General features: G+C 64.7%; 21 protein-coding genes. 7 read left to right on the top strand and 14 right to left on the bottom strand.

Annotation, left to right across the window (positions count from 1 at the left end; translation table 11 throughout):
• The first annotated feature begins 196 nt into the window (after positions 1 to 196).
• Positions 197 to 2,035, top strand: coding sequence for a glycosyltransferase (locus tag AC4HIX_RS12525; protein ID WP_490399161.1), 1,839 nt, complete (start codon positions 197 to 199; stop codon positions 2,033 to 2,035).
• Here AC4HIX_RS12525 and AC4HIX_RS12520 read toward each other — a convergent pair.
• Positions 1,995 to 2,639 (bottom strand): GntR family transcriptional regulator, encoded by a 645-nt coding sequence (locus AC4HIX_RS12520; RefSeq protein ID WP_475046820.1) that lies wholly within the window; start codon positions 2,637 to 2,639, stop codon positions 1,995 to 1,997. The two genes, AC4HIX_RS12525 and AC4HIX_RS12520, sit on opposite strands and share 41 nt — an antisense overlap.
• A 143-nt stretch (positions 2,640 to 2,782) precedes the next feature.
• On the opposite strand from AC4HIX_RS12520, the gene AC4HIX_RS12515 reads away from it, so the two are divergent.
• The 3 genes from AC4HIX_RS12515 to AC4HIX_RS12505 all read left to right on the top strand — a co-directional run bounded on the left by AC4HIX_RS12515 (position 2,783) and on the right by AC4HIX_RS12505 (position 5,114).
• Positions 2,783 to 3,427: a pyrimidine 5'-nucleotidase gene (locus AC4HIX_RS12515; RefSeq protein WP_490399160.1), complete on the top strand. Its 645-nt coding sequence runs from the start codon at positions 2,783 to 2,785 to the stop codon at positions 3,425 to 3,427.
• Between the two features lie 162 nt (positions 3,428 to 3,589).
• A complete protein-coding gene (locus AC4HIX_RS12510) occupies positions 3,590 to 3,838 on the top strand; it encodes a hypothetical protein (protein WP_475046824.1) in 249 nt (82 codons plus the stop codon).
• Positions 3,839 to 3,917: 79 nt separating this feature from the next.
• Positions 3,918 to 5,114: a UbiH/UbiF family hydroxylase gene (locus tag AC4HIX_RS12505; protein WP_490399159.1), complete on the top strand. Its 1,197-nt coding sequence runs from the start codon at positions 3,918 to 3,920 to the stop codon at positions 5,112 to 5,114.
• 75 nt (positions 5,115 to 5,189) lie between these two features.
• On the opposite strand, the gene AC4HIX_RS12500 is transcribed toward AC4HIX_RS12505, so the two are convergent.
• The 4 genes from AC4HIX_RS12500 to AC4HIX_RS12485 all read right to left on the bottom strand — a co-directional run bounded on the left by AC4HIX_RS12500 (position 5,190) and on the right by AC4HIX_RS12485 (position 8,261).
• Positions 5,190 to 6,314, bottom strand: coding sequence for an aminotransferase class V-fold PLP-dependent enzyme (locus tag AC4HIX_RS12500; RefSeq protein ID WP_490399158.1), 1,125 nt, complete (start codon positions 6,312 to 6,314; stop codon positions 5,190 to 5,192).
• A 238-nt stretch (positions 6,315 to 6,552) separates the two neighbouring features.
• A complete protein-coding gene (locus tag AC4HIX_RS12495; RefSeq protein ID WP_490399157.1) occupies positions 6,553 to 7,185 on the bottom strand; it encodes a CatB-related O-acetyltransferase in 633 nt (210 codons plus the stop codon).
• 120 nt (positions 7,186 to 7,305) lie between these two features.
• Positions 7,306 to 7,809 carry an Lrp/AsnC family transcriptional regulator gene (locus AC4HIX_RS12490; RefSeq protein WP_490399156.1) on the bottom strand — a complete coding sequence of 168 codons (504 nt, stop codon included), beginning with the start codon at positions 7,807 to 7,809 and terminating at the stop codon, positions 7,306 to 7,308.
• Complete coding sequence (locus AC4HIX_RS12485) at positions 7,806 to 8,261, bottom strand: Lrp/AsnC family transcriptional regulator (protein WP_490399155.1); 456 nt, start codon at positions 8,259 to 8,261, stop codon at positions 7,806 to 7,808. The genes AC4HIX_RS12490 and AC4HIX_RS12485 overlap by 4 nt, the downstream gene beginning before the upstream one ends.
• A 132-nt stretch (positions 8,262 to 8,393) precedes the next feature.
• Between AC4HIX_RS12485 and ilvC the strand changes: the two genes are divergently transcribed.
• The 3 genes from ilvC to AC4HIX_RS12470 all read left to right on the top strand — a co-directional run bounded on the left by ilvC (position 8,394) and on the right by AC4HIX_RS12470 (position 11,564).
• Positions 8,394 to 9,416: a ketol-acid reductoisomerase gene (ilvC, locus tag AC4HIX_RS12480; RefSeq protein WP_027236799.1), complete on the top strand. Its 1,023-nt coding sequence runs from the start codon at positions 8,394 to 8,396 to the stop codon at positions 9,414 to 9,416.
• A gap of 241 nt (positions 9,417 to 9,657) precedes the next feature.
• Positions 9,658 to 10,566, top strand: coding sequence for a DMT family transporter (locus tag AC4HIX_RS12475; RefSeq protein ID WP_490399154.1), 909 nt, complete (start codon positions 9,658 to 9,660; stop codon positions 10,564 to 10,566).
• Positions 10,567 to 10,658: 92 nt separating this feature from the next.
• Positions 10,659 to 11,564, top strand: a complete 906-nt coding sequence (locus tag AC4HIX_RS12470) for a DMT family transporter (RefSeq protein ID WP_490399153.1) — start codon at positions 10,659 to 10,661, stop codon at positions 11,562 to 11,564.
• A gap of 15 nt (positions 11,565 to 11,579) precedes the next feature.
• On the opposite strand, the gene glmM is transcribed toward AC4HIX_RS12470, so the two are convergent.
• The 9 genes from glmM to AC4HIX_RS12425 form a co-directional block, all read right to left on the bottom strand.
• Positions 11,580 to 12,926, bottom strand: coding sequence for a phosphoglucosamine mutase (gene glmM / locus AC4HIX_RS12465; RefSeq protein WP_490399152.1), 1,347 nt, complete (start codon positions 12,924 to 12,926; stop codon positions 11,580 to 11,582).
• Positions 12,927 to 12,950: 24 nt separating this feature from the next.
• On the bottom strand, positions 12,951 to 13,946 hold the full coding sequence (gene folP / locus AC4HIX_RS12460) for a dihydropteroate synthase (RefSeq protein WP_490399151.1): 996 nt from the start codon (positions 13,944 to 13,946) through the stop codon (positions 12,951 to 12,953).
• Positions 13,943 to 14,863, bottom strand: a complete 921-nt coding sequence (locus AC4HIX_RS12455) for a dihydroneopterin aldolase (RefSeq protein ID WP_490399150.1) — start codon at positions 14,861 to 14,863, stop codon at positions 13,943 to 13,945. The genes folP and AC4HIX_RS12455 overlap by 4 nt, the downstream gene beginning before the upstream one ends.
• Before the next feature lie 129 nt (positions 14,864 to 14,992).
• Positions 14,993 to 15,646 carry a cell wall hydrolase gene (locus tag AC4HIX_RS12450; RefSeq protein ID WP_475046841.1) on the bottom strand — a complete coding sequence of 218 codons (654 nt, stop codon included), beginning with the start codon at positions 15,644 to 15,646 and terminating at the stop codon, positions 14,993 to 14,995.
• A gap of 172 nt (positions 15,647 to 15,818) precedes the next feature.
• Positions 15,819 to 18,395 carry a putative PEP-binding protein gene (locus tag AC4HIX_RS12445; protein WP_490399149.1) on the bottom strand — a complete coding sequence of 859 codons (2,577 nt, stop codon included), beginning with the start codon at positions 18,393 to 18,395 and terminating at the stop codon, positions 15,819 to 15,821.
• Positions 18,396 to 18,631: 236 nt separating this feature from the next.
• Positions 18,632 to 20,857, bottom strand: a complete 2,226-nt coding sequence (gene glyS, locus AC4HIX_RS12440; RefSeq protein WP_490399148.1) for a glycine--tRNA ligase subunit beta — start codon at positions 20,855 to 20,857, stop codon at positions 18,632 to 18,634.
• 10 nt (positions 20,858 to 20,867) lie between these two features.
• Entirely contained in the window at positions 20,868 to 22,115 is a 1,248-nt protein-coding gene (gltS, locus tag AC4HIX_RS12435) for a sodium/glutamate symporter (RefSeq protein WP_490399147.1), read from the bottom strand.
• Positions 22,091 to 22,612 carry a DUF6446 family protein gene (locus AC4HIX_RS12430; RefSeq protein WP_490399146.1) on the bottom strand — a complete coding sequence of 174 codons (522 nt, stop codon included), beginning with the start codon at positions 22,610 to 22,612 and terminating at the stop codon, positions 22,091 to 22,093. The genes gltS and AC4HIX_RS12430 overlap by 25 nt, the downstream gene beginning before the upstream one ends.
• Before the next feature lie 17 nt (positions 22,613 to 22,629).
• Entirely contained in the window at positions 22,630 to 23,571 is a 942-nt protein-coding gene (locus AC4HIX_RS12425; protein ID WP_475046850.1) for a glycine--tRNA ligase subunit alpha, read from the bottom strand.
• Positions 23,572 to 23,764 lie beyond the last annotated feature (193 nt).

The raw sequence follows: 23,764 nt of genomic DNA, 5'->3' as shown, positions 1-23,764 counted from the left end.
TAACCATGCTGCCCGGCAGCATGGTTAACGCCGCATTTACCAATTCTTAAATCCCCGCCGCCAGCCTGACAGCCTCGGGTATCAGTGTTGCGGGCAGGCGATGAGGTTCTTGTCAAAGCCGCTGCCGCCGCCCCGGCCGCCGCAGCCCGTTGGGGAGCCCTCCCCGCAGCCGCGGCCCCCGGAGGACAGCGGCAGCATGATGAAGGCGCTGGTTCTGCGCCGGCACCAGAAGGCGGCGCTGGGGCGGGCGCTGGTGGCGGAGGAGCGCGCCAGCGAAGACCAGGTGCAGGACGCGCTGGCCAGCCAGTACGGAATGCCGCGCGCCGATCTGACCGGCCAGGTCGCCAGCCCCCGGCTGCTGGCCCGCAAGCCCGCCAGCTTCTGGCTGCGCAATTGCCTCCTGCCCTGGCTGCAGCTCGGCCAGACCCTCACCGTCGCTGTCGCCCATCCGGACCTGTTCGAGGCGGTCCGGCAGGACCTGGAAGACAGTTTCGGATCTGTCACCCCGGTGCTGGCAGGCGAAGCGCAAATCACAGCGCTGCTTGCCAGCCATTTCAGCCCCGCCCTTGTGCGCGAGGCCAGCAGCAGCGTTGCGCCCCGGCTCAGCTGCCGCAGCCTCAATCCCGCCAGGGGCCGCGCCCTCGCCGCTGGCTGCGCCCTGCCCGCTTTGTACTTCTGCTGCATAGCTCCCGCAGCAGTATTTACTGCTCTCAGCCTGCTGGCCCTCTTCTCGGTCCTGCTGTTCTCGAGCCTGAGGCTCTGCGGGCTGGCGGCTCATTGGTCTGCGCGCGCTCGCTGCCGCCTCACTCCGCTCCCGACGCCTGCCGCCCGCCGGGCGAGCAGTGCGGAGCGGCCTGTCATTTCGGTCATGGTTCCCCTCTACAAGGAGGCCGAGATCAGCCGCGCCCTGCTGTCGCGCCTCAGCAAGCTCAGCTACCCCCGGGCCTTGACCGACGTGATCCTGGTGCTGGAGGCGCATGACAGCGTCACCCGGACAGCGCTGGAAAACACCCGCCTGCCGCCCTGGATCCGGGTGGTTGAGGTTCCGGCCTTCGGCGGGCTGACAACCAAGCCGCGGGCAATGAACTATGCACTGAACTTCTGCCGCGGCCAGATCATCGGTGTCTGGGACGCCGAAGACGCGCCCGAGGCGGACCAGCTTGATAAAGTGGCAGAGGCCTTTGCCCGGGCGGACAGCCAGACCGCCTGCGTTCAGGGCGTGCTCGACTATTACAACCCGCATGCCAACTGGATCTCGCGCTGCTTCACGCTGGAATACGGCAGCTGGTTCCGCATCGTTTTGCAGGGCATCGCCCGGCTGGGCCTGGTGGTGCCGCTGGGCGGCACCACGATGTTCGTGCGCCGCCAGGTGCTGGAGAAGCTGGGCGGCTGGGACGCCCACAACGTGACTGAGGATGCCGACCTGGGTGTCCGCCTGTACCGTGCGGGCTACCGCACCGAGATGCTGCCCAGCACCACCTACGAGGAGGCCAACTGCCGCCCCTGGCCCTGGGTCAAGCAGCGTTCGCGCTGGCTGAAGGGGTTCATGGTCACGTATCTGGTGCATATGCGCCAGCCGCTGCGGCTGCTGGCCGACCTTGGCTGGAAACGTTTCCTGGGATTTCAGGCGTTCTTCCTGGGCACGCTTGGGCAGTTCCTGTTTGCGCCGCTCCTGTGGTCGTTCTGGCTGATCGCCCTGGGGCTGCCGCATCCCAGCGAAGGCGCCGCACCGCCGCTGCTGCTGAGCCTGGCGGCGGCGGCGTTGGTGCTTTTCGAACTCCTGGGCTTGCTCATCTGCGTTACCGCCGCCCGGGCGATGGGCCGCCCCTGGCTGGCAATCTGGGCACCTGCAATGATCTTCTACTTCCCGATGGGCGCCCTCGCCGCCGCCAAGGCGGCTTATGAGCTGCTGGCCCGGCCCTTTTTCTGGGACAAGACGGCCCATGGGGTCAAATCCACCGCCAAACCCCGCCACGGACGCCGGTTCAACCGGCTTATCCCCGCCCGCTGGCGTCCTGCTTCAGCCGGGTCATGAAGGCAATCGAGATGTGATCCTTCAGCGCCTGCCCCGCAGCTTCCTCGTCTCGGCGGCTGATCGCCTCGACAATGCCCTTGTGTTCGGACTGGGCAATCTCGCTGCGCCCCTCGGCTGCCAGCGATGTGGTCGCCATCAGCGCCATGGTCCGGTGCACCAGATCCAGCTGCTGCACCAGATAGCGGTTGTGCGAGGCCAGGTGGATCTGCTCATGGAAACGGCGGTTGGCCTTGGACAGCTCCGCCGGATTGCCGATCAGCGCGTCGTCCGCCTCCACCATCTCCTTCAGCACCTTGATCTCTTCCTCGGTGGCATGGCGCGCCGCCAGCCGCGCCGCGAGCCCCTCCAGCTCGCGCCGCACCACATAAAGCTCAGCCATCTGGTTGTGATCCAGCGAGGCCACGATCAGCGACCGCCCGTCACGCTCCAGCAGCGATTGCGTCTCCAGCCGCTGCAGCGCCTCGCGGATCGGGGTACGCGACACGCCAAACCGCTCGGCCAGGTCGCTTTCCACCAGCCGGTCGCCCGGTTTGTAGATCCCCGAGTCGATCGCCTCGAGGATCAGCGCATAGGCATCTTTCTGGTTGCTGCGGCTCTGGCTCATTGTCTTTCCCGTCTGTTCCGATCCGCCAATCTCTACAGCCCAAGGGGCAGCAATCAACCCTGATGGCGCTAATGTGCTGAAAACCCGCAGGCAAAATGCGCTTTTGATTGCAATCCCGGCGTTGCGGCCCTAACTCCCGCGGTATGCCAAAGCACGCTTTTTCCCATGTCTCTCAGTGGGTGTTCGACCTGGACAACACCCTATACCATCCGTCCGCACGGCTGTTCGACCAGATCGAGGTCAAGATGACCGCCTATGTGATGGACGCCCTCAAGGTGGACAGGGCCGAGGCCGACCGCCTGCGCAGCCACTACTGGCGCGAGCACGGCACCACCCTGGCAGGCCTGATGCGTGAGCACGATCTGGACCCGGAGCCCTATCTGGTCGCGGTGCACGACATCTCGATGGACCATCTGGAAGAGGACGCAGCCCTGGCGGCAGGCATTCGCAATCTGCCGGGTAAGAAGATCGTCTACACCAACGGCTCCGCCCCCTATGCCGAGCGGGTTCTGGCCGCGCGGGGGCTGTCGGGGCTGTTCGACGGGATCTTTGGCGTCGAGCACGCCGATTACCACCCGAAGCCGGAACGGCGCGCCTTTGACAAGGTTTTTGCCCGCGCAGGCGTGGCCCCGCAGCAAGCGGCGATGTTCGAGGATGACGAACGCAATCTGGCTGCCCCGCATGAGATGGGCATGCGCACGGTGCATGTGGCGCCAGAGCCCGTGGACGCCGCGCATATCCATCATCATTCGGATGATCTGGCCGGTTTCCTGGCAAAGCTGATCTGATTTTCCGGCTTAGCGGGCGGCGGGTTCCGGAGCCAATTGCCGCAATTCTGCAAGTGCACAATCGCATACCGGCAAATCTTCGCACCTGCGGCAAAATATACCTGTTTGCCGCATGTTTTCCTCCCTATATGCGCCGCGTAACGAAACGTAGGAGCCCGACCGATGAGCGCATATGCCCTTCCCGCACAACTGACCCTGTGGCAGCGAATTCTGTTTGCCGTGCCGCTGTTGGGCCGGATGATCAAGGAGGTCGCCTATGGCCCGGAAGAGAACCTCTATTACGCCATCGCCACCTTCGTCAGCCTGTGGGGCTGCTCGATCCTGCTGTTCGGCATTCCCGGGCTGTACCTCCCGGCGCTGGCGATGGTGCCGGTGATGTTCACCCTGCTGATCACCATCACCCGCGGCTAAGCGCCCTATCTGCCGGTATCGGCTTGTCATTCCCCTTTGTCCGGGCCTATTTCTGGCCCCAGAACGGAGGGCTGACGAGATGGCCGATACCTGCGATATCCTGATTTCCGGCGGCGGCATTGCGGGACTGACCGCAGCCGCCGCTTTTGCGTCCAGCGGTTTCAGCGTGATCTGCGCCGACCCGGCACCGCCGGTGACCGAACGCGACGCCGAAGGCTCCGACCTGCGCACCACCGCCTTTCTGCAGCCTGCCCAAGCGCTGCTGGACCGCTGCGGCATCTGGGCGCGGCTTGAAGAACACGCCGCGCCGCTGCAGATCATGCGCATCGTCGATGCCGGCGGCGCCCAGCCCGAGCCGCGGGTGGTCAAGGATTTCAATGCCGCCGATATCTCTGACCAGCCGTTCGGGTGGAACCTGCCCAACTGGCTGCTGCGCCGCGAGATGATTGCCCGGCTGGTGGAGCTGCCCAACGCGGACCTGCGCTTTGGCACCGGCACCACGGCCCTATTCACCCGCACCGATGAAGCGCGCGTCAGCCTCAGCGATGGCAGTCAGGTGGCGGCCAAGCTGGTGGTCGCCTGCGACGGCCGCAACTCGCCAATGCGCGAGGCGGCGGGAATTCCGGTGAAGACCACCCGCTACGGGCAAAAGGCGCTGGCCTTTGCCGTGACCCACCCGGTGCCGCACGAGAATGTCTCGACCGAAATCCACCGCTCCGGCGGCCCCTTCACCCTGGTTCCGCTGCCCGACTACCAGGGCAAGCCGTCCTCAGCCATCGTCTGGATGGAACGCGGCCCGCGCGCGCAGGAACTCTTGAACCTGGAGCCTGCTGCCTTTGAGGCTGCCATGACGGAGCGCAGCTGCGGCCTGTTCGGCGATCTGAAACTGGCGTCGCGCCGCACCATCTGGCCGATCATCAGCCAATCGGCGGAGCGGCTGAACGGCGAACGGCTGGCACTGATGGCCGAGGCCGCCCATGTGGTGCCTCCGATCGGCGCGCAGGGCCTCAACATGTCCTTGGGCGACCTGCGCAGCCTCTTGGAACTGTCTCAGGCCCGCCCCGAAGGCCTGGGCGACGCGCAGATGCTGGCGGCCTACCACAAGGCGCGGCACAACGAGATCCTGCTGCGGGTGAAGGGCATCGACCTCTTGAATCGCACCTCGATGCTGGCCCCGCGCCCGCTGCGCGACCTGCGCGCCCTTGGCCTCAACGCGCTCTATTCGCTGGCGCCGGTGCGCAAGACGCTGATGCAGATGGGGCTGGGTGTGAAGTAAAGAAAAGCGGCTTTCCTGAGGGAAAGCCGCTGCCTCCGGCGGGAGTATTTCCGGAAAGATGAAACGCCGGTGCGTTTACAGCACCTGATCCACCACGGTTTTCAGCCGCGCCAGGGTGGCATCCACATCATACAGCTTGTCGAGGCCGAACAGGCCAAGGCGGAAGGTGCGGAAATCGGCGGGCTCGTCGCACTGCAGCGGCACGCCTGCGGCGATCTGGGTGCCCAGCGCCAGAAACTTCTTGCCGTTCTGCACCTCCGGGTCGCTGGTATAGCTCACCACCACCCCCGGCGCGCCAAAGCCGTCTGCGGCAACCGAGGTGATGCCCTTGTCCTTCAGCATCGCGCGCACGCCGTTGCCCAGCTTCCACTGTGCCTCGCGCAGGCGCTCAAAGCCGTATTCCTTGGTCTCCAGCATGGTGTCGCGGAAGGCACGCAGCGCATCCGTCGGCATGGTGGCATGATAGGCGTGGCCGCCGTCCTCATAGGCCTTCATGATGGTGCGCCACTGCTTCAGGTTCAGGGCAAAGCTGTCGGAGGCGGTCTCCTCCAGCCGCGCCAGCGCCTTCTCCGAGAACATCACCAGACCGGCCGAAGGCGAGGCGCTCCAGCCCTTCTGCGGGGCGGAGATCAGTACATCGACACCGGTCGCCCTCATATCGACCCAGGCGCAGCCGGAGGCGATGCAGTCCAGCACCATCAGCGCGCCCACCTCATGCGCGGCGGCGGCCATCGCGGTCACATAGTCGTCCGGCAGGATCACCCCGGCGGCGGTTTCCACATGGGGGGCAAAGACGATGTCCGGCTTCTGTTCCTTGATCGCGGCAACCACATCGGCAATCGGCGCGGGCTCAAAGGGAGAGGCGCTTTCATTGCCGGTGCGGCGGGCCTTCATCACGGTCGAGGACGCGGTGAACCCGCCGGCCTCAAAGATCTGGCTCCAGCGGTAGGAGAACCAGCCGTTGCGCACCACCAGCGCATTGGCGCCGCGGGCGAACTGGCGGGCCACCGCCTCCATCGCATAGGTGCCGCCGCCCGGCACCAGCGCCACCGCTTCGGCGTTATAGACCTCCTTGAGCATCGCGTTGATGTCCAGCATCACCTGCTGGAATGCCTTGGACATATGGTTCAGCGAGCGGTCGGTGAAAACCACCGAAAATTCATCCAGCCCCTGCGGGTCGACGGTCTCGAGCAGTGCCATCTTGGCCTCCCTTAAGTTCCTCATCAAACGGCTAACCGGTGGCGCGCGGTTTGGCAAAGCCTGCCTTCGCATACAGCCGGCTGCTGTTCTCCAAGGGCTATACGGCGAAGCGGTGCGTAAATGACAGGCTAAGCGCGACAGAAAGCGGGTGCATTTGCGCTAAAAGCGTTTCATGTCGGCATCCAGTCGAAGCTTATCTTAGCGTCCGCCGCAAAGTGGCAATCCCAACGGGCCGCAGCTACCGCTGCCCGGATTTGATCTGGATGATTTCCTCAATAGCCACCTCGGCATTCTCAAAGGTCACCCCCGCCATCTCAAACGGCGAAAGAGTCCACCACTCAAGGTCCAGCAGACGACGGATCACATCCTGGGAAAACCGGTAGCGGACGATCTTTGCCGGGGAACCGCACACAATAGCATAAGGCGGCACATCCTTGTTTACAAAGGAACCGGCGCCGATTATGGCACCGTCGCCTATCGAGACGCCCCTTCGAATAACGGCCTTTGCCCCGATCCACACATCATTGCCGATAACGCAGGGTGCAGCGGACTGCCATTTTCTGGAAGGCAGGTCTGTATAGCCTTCGACCTCATCAAAATGATGTCCGTTGTATTGAAACGGCGAGATGCTCAACCAGCCGGACGGGTGCTCCGGCGGCCCCACTTCCACCGACCTGGCAATGGCGCAATAGCGGCCGATTTTCGAGTGCACATGAATTCTGGAATACCGGTTGATGTAAGTATAGGCGCCGACGCGCACATGGGCATCAACCTCCACCCCATAAAGCTTTACCGGATATTCAAGCCTGGCGGACTCCGCCACCTGGTTCCTGCTTAACCGCGCCTTGAGTGCAAGGAGGAAACGGTTCACGTGCCGGAATTTGCGCAAAATCACACCTGGAAGAAGCCACTGGGATCAAAAGGACTTTCCGGGCCTAGTTCGCCCGGCAGAACAAATCCTGTCCATCAGTTCCGGTTCGGGCCGGCCAAGTCAAGAGGCATCCGGTATCCTACTCTGAAACAGACCTGCCCCGCCTCTTCCCAACGGCCCCAACCTTCTTTCCTCACTCAGGAGCACGTTGGCCTCGACGTTGCCCACCCCCGGCAGGGTCATCACCCGGCGGCGCAGCACGCGTTCGAAATCGGAAATGTCCCGCGCCGTCACCCGCAGACGGTAGTCGTACATGCCCAGCACATGCTCCACCGTCTGCACCTCGGGAATGGCGGAGACCGCGCGTTCGAAATCCTCCAAGGAAACCCTCCCCTTGGTCGCGAGCTTCACCCCCAGAAAGACAGTCACGCCAAACCCCAGCTTCTCCTTGTCCAGTTCCAGCTTGCGCCCTGCAATAATGCCCGCTTCCTGCAGCCGCTTGATCCGCCGCCAGGTGGCAGGCTGGCTAAGGCCCAGCTGCCGCCCCAGCGCGCCCGCCGATTGCGTCGCATCCTCCGACAAGGCCCGCAGAAGGGCAAAATCGAGATCGTCCAGCGCGGTCATACCGGCAGCACCTCATCCGACTTGATCCGCGCTACATGCATCAGCGCCTCGATATCGGCGATATGCGGCAGCGTCAGGATGCGCGTGCGGTAGATCTGCTGGTAATGCGGCATGTCGCGCGCAATCACCGAAAGCCGCACATCGACCTGGCCCAGGAAGGTCTGGATCTCCAGCACCTCCGGGATCTCGCGGGCGGCGGCAATGAACTCGTCAAAGGCGCGCGGGTTGGTCTTGTCCAGCGTCACCCGCAAGGAGACCTCCACCGCATAGCCCAGGCTGCGCCAGTTGATCACCGCCCGCTGGCCCAGGATCACGCCGCCGTCGCGCAGCTTCTCCAGCCGCCGCGACAGCCGCGAGGCGGTCATGCCCAGCCGGTCGGCCAGGTCCGGAATCGATTGCTCCGGGTCGCTTTGCATGTGGCGGAGAATGCGCCGGTCCAGATCATCAAGCATGATTTCATCACTATCTCGAAAAATGACGAATAGCTAGCGCAAAGAAACTGCGGAATTTATACTCAACAGCAATCGCCTTCACCGCCCACATGCCTATGATGCCTTCAAACACCAAACGAAAGGACGTGGATCATGCGCGTTTATTACGACCGCGATTGCGATGTGAACCTGATCAAGGACAAGAAAGTGGCCATCCTGGGCTATGGCTCCCAGGGCCACGCCCACGCGCTGAACCTGCGCGACTCCGGCGCCAAGAACCTTGTCGTTGCCCTGCGCGAAGGCTCCCCCTCGGCCAAGAAAGCCGAAGGCGAAGGCCTGCAGGTGATGGGCATCGCAGAAGCGGCCGCCTGGTGCGACGTGATCATGTTCACCATGCCCGACGAACTGCAGGCTGAGACCTACAAGAAATACGTCCACGACAACATCAAGCCGGGCGCAGCCATCGCGTTCGCCCACGGCCTGAACGTCCACTTCGGCCTGATTGAGCCGAAAGAAGGCGTCGACGTCATCATGATGGCGCCCAAGGGTCCGGGCCACACCGTGCGCGGCGAATACACCAAAGGCGGCGGCGTGCCCTGCCTGGTCGCGGTTCACACCGACGCCACCGGCAAGGCGCTGGAAACCGGCCTGTCCTACTGCTCCGCCATCGGCGGCGGCCGCTCCGGCATCATCGAGACCAACTTCCGCGAAGAATGCGAAACCGACCTGTTCGGCGAGCAGGCAGTTCTCTGCGGCGGCCTGGTTGAGCTGATCCGTTGCGGCTTTGAGACCCTGGTCGAAGCCGGCTACGCCCCGGAAATGGCCTACTTCGAATGCCTGCACGAAGTGAAGCTGATCGTTGACCTGATCTATGAAGGCGGCATCGCCAACATGGACTACTCGATCTCCAACACTGCTGAGTACGGCCAGTACGTCACCGGCCCGCGTATCCTGAAGTACGACGAAACCAAAGCCCGGATGAAGGCGGTTCTGGAAGACATCCAGCAGGGCAAGTTCGTCCGCGACTTCATGCTGGAGAACCAGGTTGGCCAGCCGACTCTGAAAGCCTCCCGCCGTGCCAACGACGAGCACCTGATCGAGGAAACCGGCGCCAAGCTGCGCGGCATGATGCCCTGGATCTCGGCCGGCAAGATGGTCGACAAAGAGAAGAACTAAGGCGCCCGCGGAACCCTCCGCTGACCTTACCTCTGCAGGGCGCTCCGATTTGGGGCGCCCTTTTTCTTCAGAAAGCCACTTTCCAAACCTGTCGCCCGGCCGATAGGCCGGGCAACGCCCCACCCTCCCCACGGGAGGGCGCTTCGCACCCTCCCAGGGTCAGGCGCCGCCCTCCCCGATTTGTCAGCAGCAGCGCAGTTTTCCGGCAAACCGGCAAGCTGCCAGTGATTGAGGTATAGTAATGAGCGACTCCCCCGGCGCCGCCAACTGGGCCAAGCTCCTGTTCCTCGGTGTGATCTGGGGCGCCTCCTTCATGGCGGTATCGCTGGCGCTGCGGGGCTTCCCGCCGATGACCATCGCTGCGCTGCGGATCTCAATCGGCGCAATTTGCCTCTTGGCCGTCGTCTATGCGATGGGCATCGGCCTGCCCTCCCTCCGCGAGCGTCAGGGCCGGATCATCTGGGCCTGTGCCATTGGCATGGGGTTCTTTACCAACGCCCTGCCCTTCACCCTGCTCAGCTGGGGGCAGACTTACGTGGCCAGTGGCTTTGCCGGGGTCTGCATGGCGGTGGTGCCGCTGTTTGTGCTGCCGCTGGCGCATGTGCTGGTGCCGGGTGAGCATATGACCCTGCGCCGCACCATCAGTTTCCTTATCGGCTTTGCCGGCGTCGTCGTGCTGATCGGGCTCGACGCTTTCCGCTCCGCCGGAACCGACTTCGAGTCGCTCGCCCGCCTGGCCTGCCTGGGTGCCTCGCTCTGCTACGCCATCGGCTCGATCATCACCCGGCTCTGCCCGCAGGTGAACATGCTGTCGCTCTCCGCCGCGGCGCTGCTTTGCGGAGCCTGCATGATGACCCCCGCCGCGCTCTGGGCCGAGGGCGTGCCGGAACTGCCCGCCGCCCTGCCGCTCGGCGCCGTGATCTACCTCGGACTGCTGCCCACGGCGCTGGCTCAGGTACTGCTGGTCCAAGTCGCCCGCAGCGCCGGGCCTGCCTTCCTGTCCACCGTGAACTACCAAGTGCCGGTCTGGTCGGTGATCTTTGGCGCAGCGCTTCTTGGAGAAACCCTGCCGCCGCAGCTGTTTGCCGCGCTGGCGCTGATCCTCGGAGGCCTCCTCCTCAGCCGCAGCCGCCGCCCGCGCGCGGCGTGAAACGCAAACCGTTCGATAGATAACAAAGCAATTGCCATTGACCCCGCCCGCCCGGCGGGGTCTTGTCGCGCGGTGAACGGCAAGAGGAACCCATGCCCGATATCGCACCGCGCTACTGGCTGATGATCGCCACCCTCGGCTTTGTCTGGGGCGGGACCTTTCTGCTGATCAAGCTGGCGCTGGACGGTATCACCCCCTTCTGGCTGGCCGCCGGGCGGATCGGCTTTGCCGCGCTCCTCTTATGCGCAGTCTGGGGCTGGCGCGGGTTCAAGCTGTTCCGGGGCGAGGCCAATTGGACCTCGCTGGTGATCATCGGCATTCTCAGCACCGCCCTGCCCTTCATGCTGATCTCCTGGGGGCAGCAGCATGTGTCTTCCGGCTTTACCGGCGTCAGCATGGCGGCAATCCCGCTGATGGTTCTGCCGCTGGCGCATTTCTTTGTGCCGGGCGAGCAGATGACCCTGCGCCGCCTGATCGGCTTTGCCATCGGCTTTGCAGGTGTCGCGGTGCTCATTGGCGGCAAGGCGTTTGAGACCAGCGGGGCCGAGCTGGAGGCCTATGGCCGCGCCGCCTGCCTGTCAGCGGCGGCCTGTTATTCGGTCAGCTCGATCCTGACCCGCCGCCTGCCGCCGGTGGATCCCGTGGGGCTGGCGGCCGTCCTGCTGGTGGTCGGCTGCTTCATCATCTTCCCGGCCGCCTGGGCCGCCGAAGGGCCGCCAGTGATGCCGGACACCCGCACTCTGGTAATTGCCGCTGTCTTGGGCCTGATCCCCACCGCCGCTGCCAACCTCCTGCGCGTCATCGTGGTGCGGGAGGCCGGGCCGACCTTCATGACCCTCACCAACTACCAGGTGCCAGTCTGGGCGGTGGTGCTGGGGGCGGTGTTCTTGGGTGAAGAGCTGCCGCCGTCGATGCTGTTGGCGATGGTGATGATCCTGGGCGGCCTTGGCCTCAGCCAGTTCGGCAGGCTGAGCCGCCTGTTCGGCAAAGGGCGCTGAGCGCCCCCTGCCGGATCACTCCGCCACGGCCGCCTCGACCGCGGCGACAACGCTGTCGACCGCCAGCGTCATCAGCTCGGCGTCCTCGCTTTCCGCCATCACCCGCACCAGTGGCTCTGTGCCGGACTTGCGGATCAGCAGCCGCCCCTGCCCGTCCAGCATTTTCTCAGCGGCGGCAATCGCGTCCTGCACGTGCTCATCTTCCAGCGGAGCCTGACCGGCCTCGAACCGCACATTGCGCAGCCGCTGCGGAACGGTTTCGAACTGGTGCGCCAGTTCCGAGGCTTTCTTGCCCGTTTGCACCATCTCCGCCAGGAAATGCAGCCCCGCCATCAGCCCGTCGCCGGTGGTGGCATAATCGCTCATCACGATATGGCCGGACTGCTCGCCGCCCAGGTTGAAACCGCCTTCGCGCATCCGCTCCACCACATACCGGTCGCCGACTGCGGTGCGCTCCAGCCCCAGCCCCTTACTCTCCAAATGCCGCTCCAGGCCGAGGTTCGACATCACCGTCGCCACCAGCGCGCCGCCCGCCAGCTGGTCCTGCTCGGCCCAGCGGGTCGCCAGCAGCGCCATCAGCTGGTCACCGTCGGCCACGGTGCCGGTCTCGTCGATCACGATCACCCGGTCCGCGTCGCCGTCCAGGCAAATGCCCGCATGGGCGCCATGCGCCACAACCGCCTCAGCCGCCGTCTGCGGCTGGGTCGAGCCGCAGCCGCGGTTGATGTTCAAGCCATCCGGCGCCACCCCAACCGGGATCACCTCGGCGCCCAGCTCCCACAGCACCTCAGGTGCTGTCCGGTGCGCCGCGCCGTTGGCGCAGTCGATCACCACCTTCAGGCCGTTGAGGCCCAGGTTGCGCGGCAAGGAGCTCTTGACCCGCTCGCCATAGCGGAAACGGGCATCGTCGATCCGCTTGGCGCGGCCGATATTGGCGGCCTGGGCCGGCTCGACACCGGCGTCGATCAGCGCCTCGATCTCCAACTCCGCGCTGTCCGACAGCTTGAAACCGTCGGGGCCGAAGAACTTGATGCCGTTGTCCTCGGACGGGTTGTGGCTGGCAGAGATCATCACCCCCAGATCCGCCCGCATTGAGCGCGTCATCAGCCCCACCGCGGGCGTCGGCACCGGCCCCAGCAGCAGCACGTTCATACCGGTGGAGGTCAGCCCCGCCGTCAGCGCGTTTTCGAACATGTAGCCGGACAGCCGGGTGTCCTTACCGATCACCACCCGGTGCACCCCGGTGCCATCGCGCCGGAAATAGCGCCCCACGGCGGCGCCGATACGCAGCGCCATCTCGGCGGTCATAGGGTGGATATTGGCAGTGCCGCGCACGCCATCAGTGCCAAAGAGCTTTCGCATTATTTTTTCCTGCCCAAAAAGGCCTCAGCGGACGGCCTGCCAGAGGCGCAGGGCCTGAACCGTCTCAGCCACATCATGCACCCGCAGAAATTGCACGCCTTGCGCCAAGGCCGCAAGCCCCACTGCTATCGACCCCGGCGCCCGCGCCTCAGCGCGCGGCTCCTCGCCGATCTTGCCGATGAACCCCTTGCGGGACACCCCCAGCAGGATCGGGCAGCCAAGCCCGTGAAACAGGCTGAGATTACGTAGAAGCGTCAGATTGTGCTCCTGCGTCTTGCCGAAGCCGATGCCCGGGTCGATCACGATTTGCTCGCGGATCACCCCGGTGGCTTCCAGCCGGTCGATCTGCTGCTCCAGAAAATCATAGACGTCCAGCAGCACATTCGCATACTGCGGATCGTCCTGCATGGTGGCCGGGTCGCCCTGGGCATGCATCACGCAAACCGGCACGCTGGCCTGCGCCGCCAGCGGCGCCAGCGCGGGATCAAAGGTGAAACCGGACACGTCATTCAGCAGGTCCGCCCCCGCCTCCAGCGCCTCCAGCCCGACAGTGGCCTTGCGGGTGTCGATGGAGACCGGCACGGAGCTATCAGCCCGGATTGCCGCGATCACCGGCGCGGTGCGGGCAATCTCGTCGGCTTCGGTCACTTCTGCGGCGCCGGGACGGGTGGACTCGCCGCCCACATCAATGATTGTCGCGCCGTCGGCCGCCATCTTCAGCGCCGCGGCCTTGCCCGCCTCAACGTCCGCATGCTTGCCGCCGTCAGAGAAACTGTCGGGGGTCACATTAAGGATGCCCATGATCTGCGGCTGTGTCATGTCCAGCCCGGCAATCGAAGCCCGCCGCGCGCTCAGACGGCGGCGCTCCATTTCCGGCACAAGACCGGCCGGCACGATCCGCGGCGGCGCATCGCGGCTCAGGATCTCAACCTCGGTGAACCACAAGGCACTGCCCGCCAGCGGAATCGCGCCCTCCGGGCGCGCCTCGCCATGTCGAACCAACGGCCGGTAATATGTCACAGTTGTGCTTGCTCCACGCTGACGGCCCGCAAGGGGACGCCGGGATTATCAGGCAAATCCCCGCCAAGCACAATCATTTCACCTGCCTCGAATGTGGCGGCGAACCAGGCCGCCAGCGCCACCGAGTTCGAGGGCGGCGCCGAGGGCCCGTCCACCGCGTCCAGCACGATCTTGGAAGGCGCCCAGACGCAGATCTGGCCGTTCTTCATCGCCCAGTCCAGCTCAGTCCGGGTGGAGACGACCACACAGCGGTCGTCCTTGGCCGCCAGCCGCCAGGCATTCTGTTCGATCGCCAATAGGTCAATGCGCCGCTGGGTCCACTTGTGCCCTGTTGCGGGCACCTGCAGCGGATGGGTGCCCACGCACAGGATCAGGGGCCGCTTGCGGCATTCCATCTGGTCAATCCAGCCCGTCAGATTATCGCTGTCGATGGCCGCGTTGGAAAGATACATCAGCCGCGGATGCGGGCGTTCTTCCTCATCCACCAGATGACTGATCTGATCCTTGGAGCGCACGACCTCGACACCCAGCGCACCCGGGCCGCGGTCCAGCTTCTCGATGCGCACAAAGGCGCGCACCGCCTGATGCTCCAGCAGGATCCGCTCAGCCACGCGTTCGGCCAGGGTTTCCAGCAGGTTCAGCCGCTCTGCCGCCAGCTCATGCGCAATCGCCTCTGTCACCTTGTCATAGGACAGGATGCGGTCGACATCGTCATCCAGATCCTTGGGCAGCGGCGCCACTTCGACCACCACGTTGAAGCAGATCCGCTGGGTGGTACCCCGCTCGGCCTGAAACGCACCGATCTCAACCTCGACAGTGTGATCGCGCAGCGAAATGCGGTCCAGCGGACCCGGCGCGGCCGTGGCCACGGAACGCTCGGACGGATGCGCAAAGGCGAGGCGGATTTCAGAGGGCATGGGAAAACGGGCCTTTGGCTGGCTGTGTCGGGTGTGGGTCCCAACAATAGACTTTCGGCGCCTTCATAACAGTCCCGCAAACGCCATGCCAGTAGCTGAAAGCGGCACGGATATGCCGCCTTCAGGCACTCAGTTGCTCAGCGCGGTCCGGTAGCGATCGTCGCGGTAGAAGACATGCACACCGATGCGCGTGGTGTTTGTGAACACCCGGCTCCAGCGCGGCCGCACCGCAGTGGTGTGATAGTAGGTCGCGCCTTCCGTCAGCTCGGACTTCAGCCCGTCCATTGCCGCACGCGCCACCTTGGCCACGCGCTGATAGGCCCGCTTTTCGTTGATCACTTCCTTGTAGCCGTCGCAGGTGTAGGTGAACTGGCACTGGTACTTGCGCCCGGTCCCCTGGTTGATCACCCCGCACAGCGTATTCGGAAACTGGGCGCTCTTGACCCGGTTCAGGATCACCTCCGCCACAGCGAACTGGCCCTTAACGGTCTCGCCCCGGGCCTCAAAGTACAGCGCCTCAGCGAGACAGGCAAACTGCTCGCCGCCTGTCGCTTTCGGACGCGAATCCAGCCACGCCTTGCTGTATTCGATTTTTGCCTGAGGTTTGCGGGCCTTCAGCGTACTCGAGCGGAATCCAAACAATCCGCTGAACTTTCGCGCTGGTACTGCGTTGAGACTGGCCTGTTCGCGTTCGATCAGCGTATCCAGGCCGGTTTCGGCAGCAACACTTTTACCCATCGTGATGGTGGCAGCCATCACGGCAATCATAGTCAACAATTTCATTCAGGGTTCCCCCGTCCTAACAGCCTGCACCCGTGGTTCCCCGGCACATGCGGTCGCATCCCTTAATAGAAATGGGCCGCAACGTCCAGCTTGCGGCCCAAAGCCACGGCGGCATGGTTAACGCCAGCGCTGCGCACCGGCCGCCGCCGCCGGCTGAATGCCCTGAATTTTCCTAATATTTAGTGTAAGTTGGCGCCAACTGCCCGGTTTTGCTTCCTATCGCCAGCTGGGCGGCGGCTAACCGCGCAACCGGCACACGGAATGGCGAGCAGGATACATAGTCAAATCCCGCGTCACGGCAAAATGCAATCGATTCGGGGTTGCCGCCATGCTCTCCGCAGATCGACAAGGTGATGTCCGCGTTCTCCGCACGGCCGCGCTGGACCCCCAGTTTCAGCAGCTCTCCCACCCCGTCCGTGTCCAGAACGTGGAACGGATCTTCCGGAAAAACGCCCTGATTGACGTAGTCCGACATGAACCGCCCCGCGTCGTCGCGCGACAGCCCATAGGTCATCTGGGTCAGGTCGTTGGTGCCGAAGCTCAGGAAGGCTGTATGCGGTGAAATCTCGCCCGCGCGCAGGGCTGCACGCGGTGTTTCCACCATCACGCCCAGGCGGTAGGTGAAATCCTCGCCGCGCTCTGATTTGACCGCCGCGGCCACCGCGTCGATGCGGGTCTTGACCAGCTCCACCTCGCGTTTCGCCGACACCAGCGGGATCATGATCTCCGGCACCACCGGATCCCCCCACTTGGAGGCCTCCAGCGTAGCTTCAAAGATCGCGCGCGCCTGCATGTCGTAGATTTCAGGCACCGTGACACCCAGCCGCACGCCGCGCAGGCCCAGCATCGGGTTGTATTCGCCCATCTCCTCAACCCGGCGCGTCACATCGCTGACCGGGATGCCCAGCGCCTCGGACAGCTCACGCTGGCCGGTCTTGGTGGCGGGCAGGAACTCATGCAGCGGCGGGTCGAACAGGCGGATGCAGACCGGCATCCCCTCCATGATCCGGAACAGCTCGCGGAAGTCGTCGCGCTGCATCGGCAGCAGCCGCTCCAGCACCGCAGCCCGGCCGGAAGGAGTCTCGGCAAAGATCATCTCCCGCATCACCGTCAGGCGGCCCGGGTCAAAGAACATATGCTCCGTGCGGCACAGCCCGATGCCCTGCGCGTTGAATCTCCGCGCAGTTTCAGCATCTTCCGGCGTATCCGCATTGGCCCGTATGCCAATGTCGCGGGCATCGTCCGCCCAGGCCAGCAGGGTCAGCAGCGCACCATCCTGGGCCGCTTCCAGCATCTCCGGCTGGCCCGCCAGAACCTGGCCGCTGCTGCCGTCGATGGTGATAATGTCTCCAGCTTTGAACACCCGGCCGTCCCCCGCTTCCAGTGTCTTGCGCTTGGTGTGAAACTTCATGTTTGCCGCCCCGACGATACAGGGCAGCCCCAGCCCGCGGCCAATCACCGCGGCGTGGCTGGTCATGCCGCCCTTCTCGGTCAGTACCCCGGCGGCGGCGTGCATGCCGCGCACATCCTCCGGCGAGGTTTCCCGGCGCACCAGGATGCAAGGCTCGCCGCGGGCGGCACTTGCCTGTGCCCCGGCGGCGGTAAAGACCAGCTTGCCAGTGGCCGCGCCAGGGCTCGCGGCAATCCCGCGGCCGATCACGTCGCGCTTGGCATAAGGTGCCACCTGCCGGTGCAAGAGCTCGTTCAGGATATGCGCATCAACCCGCATCAGCGCCTCTTCCTGCGGGATGATGCCATCCTCCGCCAGCGCCACCGCAATCCGCACCGCCGCCTGCGCCGAGCGCACCACCCGCACACCGTCCAGGATATGCACCCGGCCGTTGTCGACGACGAATTCCAGCTGCATCTCCTCGCGCAGCTTGCGGCGCATCAGCGCGGCATGGGCCTGCAGATCCTTAAAGGCTTCCGGCGCCAGTTCCTCCAGCGACAGCCCGCGGGCGTCCTTGGCCAGGTACAGCGCGCCCGCTCCGGCCCCCAGCGCATCACGGCCCTGGCTCTGGCTCAGGTAGCGCCCGGTCAGCTGCGGTTTGCCGGTGGTAGAGTTCACCAGCTGCAGCACGCCGGAGCCGCATTCGCCCTGCCCCACACCGGGGATCATTTCCTGCACCACCAGCCCGAGACCGGCATCGGCCGGCGCGCCCTTGGCCTGGCGCAGGATCCGCGCCGAGGTGCCCTCCCACGCCCGCGCCATCGAGCGCAGCACCGCCGCCAGCTGCTCGCCCGGGTCCTGCGGGAACGGCTCATCGGTTTCCGCCTCATAGGCATGCAGGATCTCGCTCAGCGCATCCGGGCCGCCGTCCTCGACATCGTCGAACACATCCGGGTCCAGCCGCGCCACATGCACGGCGTAGGACTGCACGAACCGCAGATACAGCGCCGCCGCCGCCTCGCGGCCCAGGGTGTCGCACAGGTCGACATAGCGCGCATCATTCATTCCGATGTTCAGGATCGCACCGGGCCCGCCCCAGTCCGGGTCCTCGGACGAGGGGCGCACGCACAGCAGCGCCTCCGGGTCGAATTCGCTCAGAACAGCCGACAGGTCGGGCATCTGGCCCTCGGCAATCGCATGCACCGCATCAAAGGACAGCGCCACCGTGCGCGGCACCGGCAGGTCCAGACGCACCAGCCGCTGCAGGCATTTCGCCCGCCCGCCATGGGTGGCGGTGGCAATCGGTGCGGTGGCGGTTATGAGGCTGGCCGGCGGGGTCTGTTCGAAATCTTTCTGCACTGCAGCACGTCTCCTTTGCCTGTCACCATAAGGGGATGCAGCGATGGCGCAAGAGCCTTGTAACGGCCTGCGGAGGCGGAAAGCGGTCTGGAAACGAAAATCCGGCCTTGCCTTGCGGAGTGAGGCCCGTCCAGGAAACCGTCCGGGGGACGGTTTCAGAGCTGAACGGGCGGAGCCCGAAACCGGAGCCTCCGGCGGGAGTATTTTTGGAAAGCTGAAAGGGCGGCCGCGCCCTCTCAGCCTTCGATCTTGGTAAGGTCAGCCACTTGGCCGCAGACCTGGCGGATCTGGCTCAGGAGGTTGAGGCGGTTGCGGCGCAGCACCTCGTTCTCGGCGTTCACCTGCACCGCTTCAAAGAACGCATCGACCGGCGCGCGCAGGGCGGCCATGCCCCGCATGGCTGCCGCGAAATCTTCGGCCTCGATGGCCGGAGAGATCGCCGCCCCGCCTGCCTCCAGCGCGTCAAACAACGCTTTCTCCGCCGGGTCCTCGGCAAACTTGCGGTCGGCACCGAAGGAGTATTCCACCCCGTCCTTTTCCTCCGCCTGGCTGAGGATATTGTTGGCGCGCTTGAAGCCTTGCAAGAGGTTTTCGCCGTCCTCGGTCTTCAGGAAATCCTCCAGCGCCCGGGCGCGTTTCACCAGCAGGGTCAGGTCGTCATTGCCGTCCATCGCGATGCAGGCGTCGATCACGTCATGGCGGATGCCCTGGTCGCGCAGGAAGACCTTGAGGCGGTCGTGGAAGAAGGAGAGCAGATTGTCCGAGGCATCCGGCACCTTGCGCCCCAGCGTCAGAAAGGCCTCTGCCGCGGTGTCGCCGATGCTGGCTTTCACGGCCTCGAAAGCCGAACCGAACACTCCGTGCTCGGCAATCTCTTTCAGCAAGTCATTCACGTTTTCTTCCGGAAGCGCATCGTTGGCTGCGCTTTCTGCCCGCAGAAGCTGGCTGTCGAAGAACCGGTCCAGCCGGATCCGCACGTCATTCTCCAGCACCAGCCGGATCACCCCCAGAGCGGCACGGCGCAGAGCAAAGGGGTCTTTTGAGCCGGTAGGCTTTTCGTCAATTGCCCAAAAGCCGGTCAGCGTGTCCAGCTTGTCGGCCAGCGCAACGGCGACAGAGACCGGCTCCGAGGGCACATCGTCACCCGGACCCAGCGGCGAGTAATGCAGTTCGCAGGCGTTTGCCACTTCTTGCGGCAGCCCTGCAGCCTCGGCGTAGTAGCGGCCCATCAGGCCCTGAAGCTCGGGGAACTCATAGACCATCTCAGACGACAGGTCCGCCTTCGCCACCCGCGCCGCCTGCTCCGCCAGACCGGCATCGGCACCGACCACCGGCGCGATCTCCCGCGCCAGCGCGGCAATCCGGTCAATGCGCGCGGCTTGGGTGCCCAGTTTGTTGTGGAAGGTCACGTTGCCGAGGTTCTCGACCCAGGCGCTCATGCCAGCCTCGGACTTCGCCGTGCGCAGGTCGTTTTCCCAGAAGAACTTGGCATCGGCCAGACGCGCGCTCAGCACCTTCTGATTGCCCGCCAGAATAGTGGCGCCGTTGTCGGCGGTCTCGCGGTTGGCAACGGTGATGAACTTCTCGATCCGCCCGGTCTTGGGGTTCTTCACCGAGAAGAACTTCTGGTGCTCCTTCATCGAAGTCTGCAGCACCTCCGGCGGCAGCTCCAGGAACTCCGCGTCAATCGCCCCCATCAGCACCACCGGCCATTCGACCAGACCGGCGACTTCGGCCAGCAGGCCCTTGTCCTCGACCACGTCCAGACCACTGGCAAAGGCCTGATTGGTGGCCTCCTGCCAGATCGCCTCCGCCCGCTCGCGGGCGTCCAGCACGACATAGGCGCGCTTCAGCTTGGCAGCGTAGTCGTCAAAGCCGCTTACAGTGATCTCCTCCGGCGCCATGAAGCGGTGGCCGCGGGTGGTGTTGCCTGACTTGATGCCGTCGATATCCAGATCGACCACGGAGGTGCCGTTTTCATCCGACAGGATGCACAGGATCGAGTGCAGCGGCCGCACCCAGCGCAACGCGCCTGCGCCCCAGCGCATCGACTTGGGCCAGGGGAAGTTGCGGATGGTGTCTTCCAGCACTTCGGCAATGATCTCCGCCGCCGGGCGGCCCGGCTTTTCGATCATGGCGAAGTAGACCGCGCCCTTGGGGGTCTCGCGCTCCTCCAGCTGGTCACGGGTCAGCCCCGCGCCGCGCAGGAAGCCCTCGATTGCCTTGTCCGGTGCGCCAACCTTGGGGCCCTTGCGCTCTTCGCGGACGGTGGGGCTTTCGGCCAGCAGGCCGTCCACCGCCAGGGTCAGGCGGCGCGGCGTCGAAAGCGCCGCGGCACCAGCGTAGGTGAGGCCCGCCTCGACCAGGCCATCGGTCACGCGCTTTTTCAGGTCCTCGGCGGCACGCGCCTGCATGCGGGCCGGGATTTCCTCGGAAAAGAGTTCAATGAGCAGGTCGGGCATCTGGATGTCCTCAGAAGTTCACAATCGCCTGGATGACGATCGCATTGGCGATATCAACAAAGAAGGCGGATACAAGGGGGAGCACGACAAAGGCAATAGGCGACGGCCCATACCGTTTCGTGACAGCGGTCATATTGGCAATGGCGGTCGGGGTGGCGCCCAGCGCAAAGCCGCCAAATCCGGCAGCCAGCACCGCGGCTCGGTAGTTGCGTCCCATGAACGGGAACAGGACCCAGATCACAAAGGCTACCGTCAGCAGGGTTTGCGCGGCCATGATCACGGCAATCACAAGCCCCAGTTCGGCAATCGTCCAAAGCTGCAGGCTCATGAGGGACATTGCCAGGAAGGCGCCCAGGGCGAATTCCGAAATCAGCGCCAGCGTCGGCGTGCGCGAGACCGGAGCGGCGGCGGGCACCAAAGCGCTGCGCAGGTTCGAAATCACGATGCCCATGATCAGGCAAGGCACGAACAAGGGCAGTTTCAACCCCGCAGCGGCAATTGCGCCATGCAGGATAAAGCCCGAGATGATTGCCAGGTTCAGATACAGCAGCACCCGCATCACAGTCAGGTGGTCGATCCTGGACACCGCCGGGCGGGCCTCATCCGGCAGCCCGACCGTGTGCTGCTCATACGGGCGGTCCGGGGCCAGGCTGCGGCCTTCGACCAGCAGCCGCGCGATGGGCCCGCCAACCAAGGCAGCCAGCACCAGCCCCAGGGTGGCAACGGCCACGCCCAGCTCGGCAGCCCCTTCAATTCCGGCAGCTTGCGCGACTTCCGGGGCCCAGGCGATGGCGGTGCCATGCCCGCCGATCAGCGCCGCTGAGCCGAACAGCACACCGGTCTGCAACGGGTAGCCGAACAGCATTGCCCCGGCAATACCAACCACATTCTGCAAAACGATGGCCAGCAAAGTCAGCACGAGCAGCAGCAGCAGCGGCCGCCCGCCTGCAATCAGATCCGAAAGCCGTGCGTTGAGGCCGATACAGGCGAAAAACAGAACCAGCAGAAAGTCCCGCGGCGCCAGGTCAAAGGACAGCTCTAAATCAAGCAGCGCGTACATGCCCAGCACTGCCAGCGACCCCAGCAGCCCGCCCGTCACCGGCTCAGGAATATTGAAACGCCGCAGAGCGTTTACGCGCGCGTTGATCTCCGCCCCCAGAAGATAGATGGCAAATCCCAGCGTCAGCGTGAGAAAACCGGGTATCTGGTAGGCTTCACCCACAGAACGGCCTGTCAGTTCCCGGGCCGTGGCGGGCATTCCTCGCCCACCACGGTGCCGTCATAGGCTTTCTGGCCGCAGTCATTCAGCTCATGCCAGACATAGCCGCGGCCCTCATTGGTGACGGCGACGATGCGGTCAACGCCATAGGAGATGTTCTTGACCGACAGGAACGACTTGGCCGAGCCATCGGCCAGCTTGGCGCCGATGGCCGCAGCTTCGAAGCACTCAAACCACTCCGGCGCATTGCGCGGCTCAGTCTTGTCCGACAGGGTAAAGACCTGCGCCAGCTCGTCCGGAGAAACCTTGGTGGTGAAACAGGCCCGATAGCGGATCGGAGAGCTGTCAGCATCAATTGCCTCAAAGTCCGAATAGGCAATCGGCTGCCCCTCGCCGCCGTCCAGCGGCACTAGCATCACATCGCGGCCGGGTTGCAGCGCAACCTCGTCATAGAAGCCATAGACCTGCAGGTAATACATCGCCCCTCCGGCCGCGAGGCCGGAGACGATCAGGATCAGGGCAAGGAATTTCCCCATAACACGCTGTCCCCTGCTTAGGCCGCGGTTTCAGCCGGATGGCCGCCGGCCTCGGTCTGCACAAAGGCGTCGGCGCATTGCTTGGCCAGCGCACGGACGCGGCCGATATAGGCCTGGCGCTCGGTGACCGAGATCACCCCGCGGGCATCCAGCAGGTTGAAGATATGCGAGGCCTTGATGCACTGGTCATAAGCCGGATGCGCCATCACGATCCGCTTGCCGGTCTTGGGGTCCTGATGCTCCTGCGCCAGGATCGTGGCGCATTCGGCCTCGGCCTCCTCGAACTGGCGCAGCAGCACCTCGGTGTTGGCCACGTCAAAGTTCCAGCGCGCGTATTCTTCCTCGGTCTGCTTGAACACATCGCCATAGGTCAGCGGGATCGGCGCGTCCGGATCGTTGAAGGGCATGTCCATCACGTGATCGACGCCCAGAACATACATCGCCAGACGCTCCAGACCATAGGTCAGCTCGCCCGAGACCGGATGGCAGTCATGGCCGCCGACCTGCTGGAAATAGGTGAACTGGCTGACTTCCATGCCGTCGCACCAGACTTCCCAGCCCAGCCCCCAGGCCCCCAGCGTGGGGCTTTCCCAGTCGTCCTCGACAAAGCGGATGTCATGCAGCGACATGTCGATGCCGATCGCCTCCAGCGAGCCCAGGTACAGCGCCTGCAGATCCGGCGGGCTCGGTTTGATCAGCACCTGGTACTGGTAATAGTGCTGCAGACGGTTCGGGTTCTCGCCATAGCGCCCGTCGGTCGGGCGGCGCGAGGGTTGCACATAGGCCGCGGCCCAGGCCTTGGACCCCAGCGAGCGCAGCGTGGTCGCCGGGTGGAAGGTCCCGGCGCCGACTTCCATGTCATAGGGCTGCATCACCGCGCAGCCTTTGGCGGCCCAGTAGCTCTGAAGCCTCAGGATAATCTCTTGGAAGGAGCGCGGCGCGCCGTTGGTCTGGGTCATCTCTCATCCCTTTTGGGGCAGCGGGCCTTCAGGGCCGGCCGGGGCAGCAATTGCGGGGATCTTCCTATGCAAGCCTATGGTCAGGGTCAACGCCCTGCGGGCGCTGGCACCGCCGCTGCGGCGCGCCGCACGCAGCGGATCGGCAACAAAAGTGCGGGAATGCGGCAACGGGCCGGGAATTCCCCCTGCCAAG

Source organism: Leisingera sp. (assembly GCF_982940295.1).
Note: the sequence above shows the minus strand (reverse complement) of the source record. Positions and strands in the feature narration are given on the sequence as shown.